This window comes from Rubrobacter taiwanensis, from assembly GCF_004337705.1.
GTDB lineage: Bacteria > Actinomycetota > Rubrobacteria > Rubrobacterales > Rubrobacteraceae > Rubrobacter_C > Rubrobacter_C taiwanensis.
Window position 1 is genome coordinate 1 of sequence record NZ_SKBU01000014.1, and the last position, 10,105, is coordinate 10,105.

Annotated in this window: 12 protein-coding genes; all 12 read right to left on the reverse strand. The window is 69.6% G+C overall.

Going from position 1 to position 10,105, the window contains the following annotated elements; translation table 11 throughout:
• The coding region (locus E0L93_RS06855; protein WP_207890363.1) for a (d)CMP kinase at window positions 1-213 on the reverse strand (213 nt) is incomplete at its 3' end.
• 35 nt (window positions 214-248) lie between these two features.
• Window positions 249-1,571, reverse strand: a complete 1,323-nt coding sequence (aroA, locus tag E0L93_RS06860) for a 3-phosphoshikimate 1-carboxyvinyltransferase (protein ID WP_243638149.1) — start codon at window positions 1,569-1,571, stop codon at window positions 249-251.
• Between the two features lie 2 nt (window positions 1,572-1,573).
• The gene (locus tag E0L93_RS06865; protein WP_132690307.1) at window positions 1,574-2,269 is read right to left on the reverse strand and encodes a pseudouridine synthase; all 696 of its coding nucleotides are present in this window, start codon (window positions 2,267-2,269) and stop codon (window positions 1,574-1,576) included.
• Window positions 2,266-2,835 carry an SMC-Scp complex subunit ScpB gene (scpB, locus tag E0L93_RS06870; protein ID WP_132690309.1) on the reverse strand — a complete coding sequence of 190 codons (570 nt, stop codon included), beginning with the start codon at window positions 2,833-2,835 and terminating at the stop codon, window positions 2,266-2,268. Before scpB ends, E0L93_RS06865 begins: the two co-directional genes overlap by 4 nt.
• On the reverse strand, window positions 2,832-3,515 hold the full coding sequence (locus E0L93_RS06875) for a segregation and condensation protein A (RefSeq protein ID WP_132690311.1): 684 nt from the start codon (window positions 3,513-3,515) through the stop codon (window positions 2,832-2,834). The genes scpB and E0L93_RS06875 overlap by 4 nt, the downstream gene beginning before the upstream one ends.
• A gap of 4 nt (window positions 3,516-3,519) precedes the next feature.
• Window positions 3,520-4,653, reverse strand: a complete 1,134-nt coding sequence (gene ald, locus E0L93_RS06880; RefSeq protein WP_132690313.1) for an alanine dehydrogenase — start codon at window positions 4,651-4,653, stop codon at window positions 3,520-3,522.
• The gene (locus E0L93_RS15770; protein ID WP_165874214.1) at window positions 4,650-5,666 is read right to left on the reverse strand and encodes a DUF3866 family protein; all 1,017 of its coding nucleotides are present in this window, start codon (window positions 5,664-5,666) and stop codon (window positions 4,650-4,652) included. The genes ald and E0L93_RS15770 overlap by 4 nt, the downstream gene beginning before the upstream one ends.
• Window positions 5,663-6,163, reverse strand: a complete 501-nt coding sequence (locus E0L93_RS15775; RefSeq protein ID WP_165874215.1) for a hypothetical protein — start codon at window positions 6,161-6,163, stop codon at window positions 5,663-5,665. The genes E0L93_RS15770 and E0L93_RS15775 overlap by 4 nt, the downstream gene beginning before the upstream one ends.
• On the reverse strand, window positions 6,163-7,797 hold the full coding sequence (locus E0L93_RS06890; RefSeq protein ID WP_132690317.1) for a CTP synthase: 1,635 nt from the start codon (window positions 7,795-7,797) through the stop codon (window positions 6,163-6,165). The genes E0L93_RS15775 and E0L93_RS06890 overlap by 1 nt, the downstream gene beginning before the upstream one ends.
• Window positions 7,790-8,578, reverse strand: coding sequence for a hypothetical protein (locus tag E0L93_RS06895; RefSeq protein ID WP_132690319.1), 789 nt, complete (start codon window positions 8,576-8,578; stop codon window positions 7,790-7,792). Before E0L93_RS06895 ends, E0L93_RS06890 begins: the two co-directional genes overlap by 8 nt.
• Window positions 8,572-9,231 (reverse strand): glycosyltransferase, encoded by a 660-nt coding sequence (locus E0L93_RS06900; protein WP_243638150.1) that lies wholly within the window; start codon window positions 9,229-9,231, stop codon window positions 8,572-8,574. The genes E0L93_RS06895 and E0L93_RS06900 overlap by 7 nt, the downstream gene beginning before the upstream one ends.
• A gap of 24 nt (window positions 9,232-9,255) precedes the next feature.
• The gene (locus tag E0L93_RS06905; RefSeq protein ID WP_132690323.1) at window positions 9,256-10,104 is read right to left on the reverse strand and encodes a copper transporter; all 849 of its coding nucleotides are present in this window, start codon (window positions 10,102-10,104) and stop codon (window positions 9,256-9,258) included.
• Window position 10,105: the final 1 nt, after the last annotated feature.

Consider the following 10,105-nt stretch of genomic DNA (forward strand, 5'->3'; position numbering starts at 1 on the left):
CCCCCCCGGCGTGAGCAATACCTCCCGCGCCAGCCCCGCCAGCCGCTCCCCGTCCCGCACATCCACCCCCGCCCTCAGCGCCGCCAGCGCAACCGCCCGGTAAGTGGCCCCGGTGTCCAGATGCGAGATCCCGAGCTCGCGCGCCACCTCCCGCGCAACGGAGCTCTTGCCGCTGCCCGCAGGACCGTCTATGGCAACCCTGATCCTACCCATCAGCTAGAGCAAGTATAGCGGATGGACCGGCCACCTCACCGTAGCTCCCCCAGCCGCCTAAAGTAGCCGGGAAACGTCTTGGTCACACACCCCGGATCCCGGATGCATACGCCCGGCACCTTTAACCCCACCAGCGCAAACGCCATCGCCATCCGGTGATCATCATACGTCTCAACGATGGCCGGTCGTACCCGCTTCGGTGGTATTATGCGTAAACTATCGCGAGTCTCCCGGACTCTGACGCCCAGGCGGGAGAGTTCTGTTGCGACGGCGGAGAGGCGGTCGGTCTCTTGGTGGCGGGTATGTTCGACGTTCCGGATGGTGGTAGGTTCGGTAGCGAAGGGGGCTATGGCGGCGAGGGTCATCATGGTATCGGAGAAGGCGTTCATATCCACCTCGACGCCCCGGAGGGTGTGGGGGCCCCGGACCTCTATATGGTTGTCGTTTATCTTGATCTTGCAGCCCATCCTGTGCAGCACCTCAAGGAAGCGGAGGTCGCCCTGGGCGGAGTGGCGGCCCAGGCCCGGCACTCGTACCCGGCCGCCGGTGAGGGCGGCTGCGGCGAAGAAGTAGGAGGCGGCTGAGGCGTCGGGTTCGACGGGGTAGTCCTGCGGGGTGTAGCGGGCCGGGGAGATGTGGAAGATACGGGAGTCCGGGGAGGCCTCCACTTCCACGCCGAAGGCGCGCATGACCTCCAGCGTGATATCGACGTAGGGTTTGGAGACGAGTTCGCCGGTCGCCTCTATGCTGAGCGGGGCGGCGGCGTAGGGGGCGGAGATCAGGAGCCCGCTCAAAAACTGGCTGCTCTTCGCGCCGGAGATGGCGATACGGCCGCCGTGCAGGGTGCCGCCTCTGATGACGATGGGGAAGTGTCCCGGTTTTGAGGTGCATTCCACGCGGGTTCCGAGTCTGCGCAGGGCGTCTATTAGGTCTTCCATGGGGCGTTCGCGCATTCTGGGGGTTCCGTCCACGCGGTAGGGGCCGGCTCCGAGGGAGAGTGCGGGCGGCAGGAAGCGGGCTACCGTTCCGGCGTTGCCGACGTAGAGTTCGGCTGTGGGGGCCGGGATCTCACCGGCCCGGCCTTCGACGCGGACCGTGCCGGAGGCGGGTTCAGCCCGCACATCGAAGCCCAGCCGTCTGAGGGCGTCCATGAGCCAGTAGGAGTCGTCGCTCATGAGGGCGTTACGCACGGTGGAGGTTCCCGTGGCCAGGGCTGCTATGAGGAGAGCCCGGTTGGTTACGCTCTTGGAGCCCGGCACCCGGATGGTGGCGTCGACGGGACGTTCGAGCGGCGGGATCTTTAGCTCCTCCGGGAAGGTGCCCCGGATGTCTTCGATGGTGAAGTCCGTACCGGGCACCTTCAACGCAGCGCCTCCAGCTCTCCGGGGGTGAGCGGGCGGTATTCACCGGGCTTGAGGTTCCCCAGACGCACCGGTCCGACCCGGACGCGCTCGAGAGCGACGACCTGCAGGCCGACGGCGGCGCAGGCCCGGCGCACGATGCGGTTGCGGCCCTCGTGCGTGGTGAGGTGGAAGGTGGTGGCGCCGGGGGAGCGGCGCACGCGCGCAAGCCGCATGGGCCGGGTGGGACCGTCCTCGAGGTCCGGCCCGGCGGCGAGGGCGGCGAGTGCTTCGCGCGAGGCGTGGCCCGCCACGGTCACCCGGTACTCTTTCTCGATCTCGAAGGAGGGGTGGGAGATGCGGTTGGCGAACTCCCCGTCGTTCGTGAGCAACAGCAGGCCCGAGGTATCCCGATCCAGCCGTCCGACGTGCACCAGGCCGGGGACTTGCGGGATCAGGTCCCGCACCGTGGGCCGGCCCTGGGGATCGCTCAGGGCGGTGAGATATCCCGGGGGCTTGTGCAGCGCCAGGTAGGCGTGCTCGTGCGGCGGACGGACCGGCCGGCCGTCCAGGGTGACCTCGTCCCCCTCGGAGACGGTGGCACCGAGAGCGGCGATCTCCCCGTTCACGCGCACCCGGCCGGCGGAGATCAGGGCCTCCGCCTTGCGGCGCGAGGGTGCAACCCCGCTGCGGGCCAGGTACTTCTGCAGCCTCATCCCGCCTCCCGGCCGCTGCGCACCACCCTCTCCCGCACCCGCTCCAGTTCCTCGGCGCTGACCAGTTCGTCCAGCGGCGGGAAGTCCTCCCGGCCTTCGGCTCCGGCCGCGGTGAGGAACTCCTCGGTCACGTCCAGCAGCGCCGGCGAGCCGGGCGCCTCCTCGTCGCGGCCGACCTCCCGCAGCAGCTCCCGGTCCACAAGCGAGCGCACCACGGCGTCGGAGTTCACCCCGCGCACGGCCGAGATGCCACCGCGCGTGATCGGCCCCATGTAGAGCACCGTCGCCAGCACTTCGTAGGCCGCCGCCGAGAGCGGGGCCGGCCGCGCGACCTCCCGGAAGCTCTCCACGTAGCGGGCGCAGGCGGGGTTCGTGGCCAGCTGGTAGCCGCCCGCCACGTGCCGCAGCACCACACCCGAGGACTCCGGGGAGTAGCGCCGGGCGAGCTCCTCTAGCGCCTCCCGGGTCTCGGGTTCGGGGAGATCCGCGGCGCGGCTCAGCGCGCGCAGGCTCACCGGACGCGGGCTCACGATAAGGATGGCCTCGATGCGGGCGGCGGCGTTCACGGTCGGGGTTCGAGGGTTATGGGTCCGAGGGGTTCGCTCTGGAGCAGGTTAAGTCTCCCTTCCGAGGAGAGCGAGAGCGCCGCGGCGAAGGCTACGGCCGTGCGCAGCCGGTCCATGCCGGAGACGATCTCGTCGAACGAGCGCGGGCCGCGGGTCAGGGCGGCCTCGATCAGGGCCGCAAGCTCCTGCACGGTGACGGTTATGGGGCCCAGGTGATGTGTCTGGGGTTCCGGGGCGCGGGAGAAGACCCGGCGGGCCGTCTCCAGCAGCCGCCCGCGGGAGATGGCGAGCCGCTCCCTGCGAGGAGGCAGGCTCACTGCCGAGGGGTGGTATCCGGCGTTGGCCTTAAAGCGGTCCGCCAGTCTCTCCGCAGCGCGCCGGATCTTCAGGTACTCCTTCAGGCGTCCGGCCAGCTCCTCGGGGCTCAGGAGGGGCGCCTCCTCCCCGGCTTCGGCGGGCTCCAGAAGCGGTGAGAGGAGGCGGCTCTTGAGCAGCACGAGCGCCGTGGCCGAATCCGCAAACTCCGTGTCGCGCTCCAGATCCGGGGCGAGATGCGTCGAGCGGTAGAGCTCGACCAGCCGCCTCAGCGGCACCTCGAAGACCTCCAGCTCCTCCCGCATGATGAGCTTCAGCAGCAGGTCGTAGGGCCCGGCGTAGACGTCCAGCTCCACGGTGAACACGGGGTCAGCGAGCCTCCGCGTGCATCGGGAGTACCGATGAGAGCCGGTAGTGCTCGGCGCCGCAGGCCTCCGCCAGCGGCGGGCTGACCACGCGCCCCTCCACGATGGCGGCCCCGCGCCGGAGCCCCGCGTCGGAGTTGAGGGCTCCCACGAGGCCGCGGTCGGCGACCCCGAGCACGTAGGGCAGCAGGGCGTTAGAGAGCGCCTGTGTGGCGGTGATCGGGACGGTAGCCGGCACGTTTTTGACGCAGTAGTGTATGACGTCCTCCTCCACGAAGACCGGGTCGTCCAGCGTGGTCGGCCGCGAGGTCTCCACGCAGCCACCGTGATCGACGTCCACGTCCACGATCACGGCCCCGGAGCGCATCTCGCGCACGGTGTCCCGGTCCACGAGCGCCGGGGTGCGCGCCCCCACGACCAGCACCGCGCCGACCACGAGATCCGCGCCCAGCACCGCCTCCCGGATGCTCATGCCGCCCGCAACGAGCGTGCGGACCCCGCGCAGGCGCAGCCCCTCCAGCTGGCGCAGCCGGTCTATGTCCCGGTCCAGTACCGTAACGTCGGCCCCCAGCCCGCTGGCCACCCGGGCCGCACCGGTCCCCACTATCCCGGCCCCCAGCACCACGACCCGGCCCGGCTGCACGCCGGTCGATCCCCCGAGCAGGATGCCCCGCCCGCCGGAGGGCCGCTGCAGGTAGTGAGCCCCGATCTGGGGTACCAGCCGGCCGGCGATCTCGCTCATCGGGGTCAGCACCGGCAGACGCCCGCGGTCGTCCTGGATCATCTCCAGCGCGAAGGCGCGGCAGCGGGACTCGATCAGCGCCCGCACGAGGGACGGGTTCACCGCGAGCGAGAGGAAGCCGAAGAGGATCATGTCCTCCCGCAGGAGTCCGTGCTCTTCCGGCACCGGCCCGGAGACCTTGACCATGATCTCCGACTCGTTCCACACCGCGGCCGCATCCCCCAGAATCCGGGCTCCGGCGGCGGAGTATTCCTCGTCGGGGATCCCGGACTCCAGCCCAGCGCCCAGCTCAACGAGCACCTCGTGGCCGCGGCGCGTGATCTCGTACACCGCGCCCGGCGTCAGGGCCACGCGGCTCTCGGCGGGCGAGAGCTCTCTTACGACGCCGATCTTCACCGCGATTCACCCCCGAGCGCCAGCGCGACGGCGGCGGCAGCGGCGTCGAAGAAGACCGGATCTTCTCCGTATCCCCGTCCCATGCTCTTAAAGGTTAAACCGAACTTCTCCTCCAATCCACCGGCGCCGAACCCGACCCGCTCGTAGCGGTGCCGCTCCGGAAGACCCGATAGGTCCACCCCGTCCGCGCCCTGCGGAAGCGCGACCCGGCAGCCTCCCAGAGCGGCCCGAATCACGGTCCGCGTGTGGTGGCTCATCCCCCGGTGCCGCTCGCGGGGATCGGCGTGCGAGAGGCGCGGGGCCAGGACCGGGGTTGCGCCCAGAGCAGTGGCGGCGTTGAGCGCCACCGCCGCGCTCATCCCCCCGTGTCCGTAGGCCGCGCCCGTGCCTACGACCCCCGGCCCGATACCGGCCAGGACCAGATCCGCCACACCCGCCGCGGCCAGCAGCCCGGCGTACACGTTCGGGGACTCCAGATCTCCTCCGAAGCAGTTGCCGCAGGAGACGACGGCGTGCAGGAGGTTCTTAGCCTTCAGAACGCGAACGGTCTCGCTGAAAGCCACGGGCAGGGCTCCCCCCTCCTGCCAGACGAAGGCGACCCTCTTCCCCGGGGCGAGCCCTCCGGCCGCAGCACAGGCCGGTGAGAGGTGCGAGTGCAGCGGCAGCACGACGACCGGCACCCCCCGCAGCGTGCCCGACATCCGCGCCGGCCGGGCCGGGAACTGGAGCGGCGTGTAGGGCAGCTTGGTGAAGTGATCGCGGTTTTCGGGAAGCTCGGAGCCGTCTCGCGGCAGGATGAGGGCCACCCCACCGGTCCCGAGCCCCATCTCCGGCCCGGCGGTGTTCGCCAGCACCGTCTCTCCGGGTTCCGGAGGGGGCCCCAACTCCCGGTAGGAGAGGCCCGGAACCTGCCGGCCGGCCAGGCTCCCCTCCAGAATCTCCAGCGTGAACGCGGCGGCCCCGGAGTGCTCGCCCTCCGCGCGCAGCACGCGCGCCCGGCGCAGCCCCGTCACGGGACCTCCAGCCCGAGCTCGCGCGCGAGGCGCTCCTTTACGACCTCCTCCATGCCCCGGACGCCGAGCGCGACCTCCCCACCCCGGACGGTCTCCCACGAGGGGCCGAGCCGGACACGCAGCCCCAGCCCGCGCAGCAGGAGCGCGAGCTCCTCCAGCACCTCCCTCTGCGGTATCACGGGCGCTGCGCTGCGCGTGGCGCGCACCTCCAGAACCGCTCCGGAGAGCGCCGCGGCGCAGGAGATGCGCTCCAGAGCGCGCTCCGCCACCGCGGAGAGCCCGCCCTCCGAGAGGGCGCGCAGCTCGCCGGAGATCTCCAGAGTAGCGGGACCGACCCTTCTCACCCCAAGACCGGCGGGCGGGGCGAGATCCGGCACGTCCCCGGCTCGGCGCCACTGCAGGCGGGCTGAGATCTGCACCGCACCGGCCGTGGAGGTCGCGACGAATCCGGCCGGCTCCGAGCGGAGGAGAGCCGCAGAGAGGGCCGTCCGGTGCATTATCTCTGGCGCGCCGGATTCTCCACCGGAGCAGCCCCCTTCTTCCGGAACCCGAGGCTGGCCTCCACGAAGCCCCTGAAGAGGGGGTGTGGACGCAGGGGCCGGCTCTTGAACTCGGGGTGAAACTGGCTCCCGATGAAGAACGGGTGGTCTGCAAGCTCGGCTATCTCGACCAGCCGCCCGTCGGGCGAGGTGCCGCTCCAGACCATGCCGGCCCGCTCCAGCCTGTCCCGGTAGGCGTTGTTCACCTCATAACGGTGGCGGTGCCGCTCGTAGACCAGCTCTTCCCCGTAGATCTCGGCGGCGAGCGTACCGGGAGCCATCCGGCAGGGGTAGCTGCCCAACCGCATCGTGCCGCCCATCTCGACGCCTACCTGATCCGGCATGATGTCTATGACCGGGTGCGGCGAGTCGGGATCGAACTCGGTCGAGTTGGCGCCTGCAAGCCCGCACACGTTGCGGGCGAACTCGATGACGGCGATCTGCATCCCGAGGCACAGTCCCAGGTACGGTACGCCCTCCTCCCGGGCGTACCGGGCGGCCCGGATCTTGCCCTCAACCCCCCGGGGACCGAAGCCCGGAAGCACCAGGATCCCGGCAGCATCCCCGAGCCGCCGGGCGACGACCCCGGAGTCCGTAAGCTCCTCGGAGTCCACCCAGTCCAACTCCACCCTCGTCCTGTACTCGGCCCCGGCGTGCTCCAGAGCTTCGGATACCGAGAGGTAGGAGTCCCTAAGCCGGGTGTACTTCCCGATGACGGCTATCCTAACGCTGCTCTCGGCGTCCAGAATACGGTCTACCAGCTCGCGCCACTCCTCCAGCCGGGGCGGCGGAGCCGGCAGCCCCAGCCGCTCCAACACGAGCTCGTCCAGCCCCTCCTCGTGCAGCCCGAGCGGGATCCAGTACAGATTCGGAGCGTCCACCGCCGGGATGACGCTCCTGAGATCCGTGTCGCCGAAGAGCGCGATCTTGCGCCGGATATCCTCGTCTATGGGCCGGTCGGCCCGGCAGACGAGGATGTCCGGCGAGATGCCGATCTCCCGCAGGCGCTGCACGGAGTGCTGGGTCGGTTTGGTCTTAAGCTCCCCGGCGGCCTCTATATAGGGCACGTAGGAGACGTGGACGTAGATCACATTCTCCCGCCCCACGTCGCTGCGGAACTGCCTTATGGCCTCAAGAAAGGGCAGGCTCTCGATGTCGCCGACCGTGCCCCCGATCTCCGTGATCACCACGTCCCGGTCGCGCCCGAGGCGCCCGATCCGGTTCTTGATCTCGTTGGTTATGTGCGGGATGACCTGCACGGTGGCGCCCAAATAGTCCCCCCGCCGCTCCCGGCTTATGACCTCCAGATAGACGCTGCCGGTGGTAACATTGGACAGCCGCCCCAGATTCTCGCCCAGAAACCGCTCGTAGTGGCCCAGATCCAGATCGGTCTCCGCCCCGTCCTCGGTGACGTAGACCTCGCCGTGCTGGTAGGGGTTCATCGTCCCCGGATCCACGTTTATGTACGGGTCGAACTTCTGCAGCGCCACCCGGTAGCCCCGGCTCTTGAGCAGCATCCCTAAAGCAGCCGCCGTCGTTCCCTTCCCTATGGCGGAGACCACCCCGCCCGTCACGAAGATGTATTTAGTCAATCCGCCCCCATCTGTCTAGCCTGCGCAACATCCCGCTCCGCTCTATCAGGGCGGAGATGGAGAACGCCTCCGCCACAGCGGTGAGCCCCAGAATCACGGCCAGCGCAACCCACCACACAACTCCCGGCCCGCTCATCACGACCAGATATCCAGCCACCGCCCCGCACACGGCAGCCCCGGAATCCCCGAGCATGAGCCGCCCCCGGAGATCTAGCCCAAACAAAGCCAGCGCCCCGCCCAATACCGGTAACACAGCCACCCGGACATGCTCCGGAACCGCAAGGAGGAGCAGCACCGAAGGAATCCCGAGGAATTTGAGGGTTCGTGCCGGGCGAACGTCGAAAAGATTCGCAAGATTGACGCTGCCCGCCATTAACACGGAGGCGATTATAACACCAAAGATGCCCCCGTCTACAGCCGCAAGAGCGAAGATGAAAGCTCCCCCGCCTAGCACCCCGGCCTTGATTGCCCCCGTGGTCACCCTCCCCCGTACTAAAGCCCCGAAGTGACCCCGGAATCCTCGCGCCTCCGCCCCACCCCACATATCGTCCACATACCCCACCAGCCCCGCAACCAGCGTATATAACAGAAACGCCAGCGCATCCCGCTCCCACCCCGCCAGCATGCCCGCCATATATGCCCCTAGTATTATGGGCATGAATGCCAGTCCGGCGGAGGTCGGGATGCTCTTTTGCCGGAAGTTGGCCCGCCGGGGGAGGAAGCGCCAGAGGAGGGCCAGGGAGGCCAGCGTGACCAGAAATCCTGCCGCTGCGGCTACCAAGGGATGCGGCTCCCCTGCAGGGCGCGCAGGACGTCGAGCCCCTGCCGGGCGCGGTGAGCGAAGCCGGAGGGGCCTCTGCCGGTGGGGCGGTGCGAGAGCGGGAGGGGTATCTCTAGGGGCTGGATCCCGGCGGCGAGGAGGTCCAGGGTCATGCCGACCTCGACCCCAAAGCCCGGAGCGAGTCCGGGGAGGAGGTCGAGCGCCCCGGCGAGCAGCGCCCGCTGGCCGGAGAGCGGCTCCCGCGGGGCGAAGCCGGTGCGGCGCGAGATCTCGCACCGGGCCAGCCTCTTCACCAGCCCGAAACCCGCCCCCTCCGCCGGCGGGAAGGCGGCCACGGCAACGGGAGCCCCATAGAGACCGTCCAGCAAGGGCCTCAGGCGGGCAGCAGAAGCCCCCAAATCGGCGTCGGCGAGCAGCACGGCGTCCGGGTTGTGACGGCGGGCGTGGACGATGCCGGAGAGGAGCGCACGGCCCTTGTCCCCCCGGCGACGCGGCGGTAGCCGGACGACCTCCGCGCCGAACGCCGCAGCTACCTCGGATGTATTATCCATACTTCCGTCGTCTACGACCACGACATGCTGCACGGCGGGGAGGGTTACGAGGGCGCTCAGGGTCTCCGGCAGTCGGGGGGCTTCGTTACGGGCTGGAACCACTGCGACGGCGGGGGTGGTCAATCTCTAGCTTGAGGGCTCGGGGAAGGCGCTAGAGGCGGTGGGTTTGACTCCGTAGGAGCCTTCGGCGGCTCCGGAGGCCAGCAGGACGAGTGCGGCGCGGCCTGCCGGCATATCGGCGTTATCCACCGAGGAGATCCCGGCGCTCTGGTAGAGCGGGATCTCGGAGTTCGCGGCGAACGAGGATTCGGCCGCCACGACCCTGATTCCGGCGTCCTCCCAGGCGCCGAACATCTCCTCCTGGGCCGTGGCCAGGAAGTCCAGTGCGGGCTCGGCCGCCTCCGGGTCCACCGGCGCTCCGCCGCCGACGAAGACCACGACGTCCGGCAGGCCCTCCGGCCGCGGTCCGCCCGCGATGACATCCGCGACGTCTTCCAGGGCCCGGATCTCCAGTGTGGAGCCGGCTATCTCCAGTGCGGCGCGGGCGTAGGGCTCGAAGGAGGCGGCGGAGATCTGCTCCCGATCGGGCGGTTCCAAGCGGATGACGGGTCCGAGGTCCGCTCCGGCGCTCTGGAGGGTCTCCTGGACCTGCCGGGAGACCTCCTCATCCGCGTAGGGACCCGCGACGACGGCCACATCCACCCCTTGCAGGCGGCCGGCGACGATCGTCTCCGCCATCCGGTGCGAGATCTCGTCCTGCGCCTCCAGCTGCGCCCGGAGGGTGGCGATCTCCTGGTCCTTCTCGGCTATGACCTCCTGCTGGTGGCTGAAGCGGTTCTCGATGTCCGCTATCTGCGCCCGGAGCTGCTGGTCGACCACGCCGCGGTCGGCTATGGCGGTGCCGAGCAGGACCCCTATCGCCAGGGCCAGAAACACGGATATGAGCGAGACGAGGTGGTAGCGGAGGTCCGGCATG

Bases quoted from the DNA above. Each gene is read 5' to 3' on its own strand.
- E0L93_RS06865 (WP_132690307.1), bottom strand. From the start codon at position 2,269: ATGAGGCTGCAGAAGTACCTGGCCCGCAGCGGGGTTGCACCCTCGCGC.
- E0L93_RS06905 (WP_132690323.1), bottom strand. From the start codon at position 10,104: ATGCCGGACCTCCGCTACCACCTCGTCTCGCTCATATCCGTGTTTCTG.
- E0L93_RS15775 (WP_165874215.1), bottom strand. From the start codon at position 6,163: ATGCACCGGACGGCCCTCTCTGCGGCTCTCCTCCGCTCGGAGCCGGCC.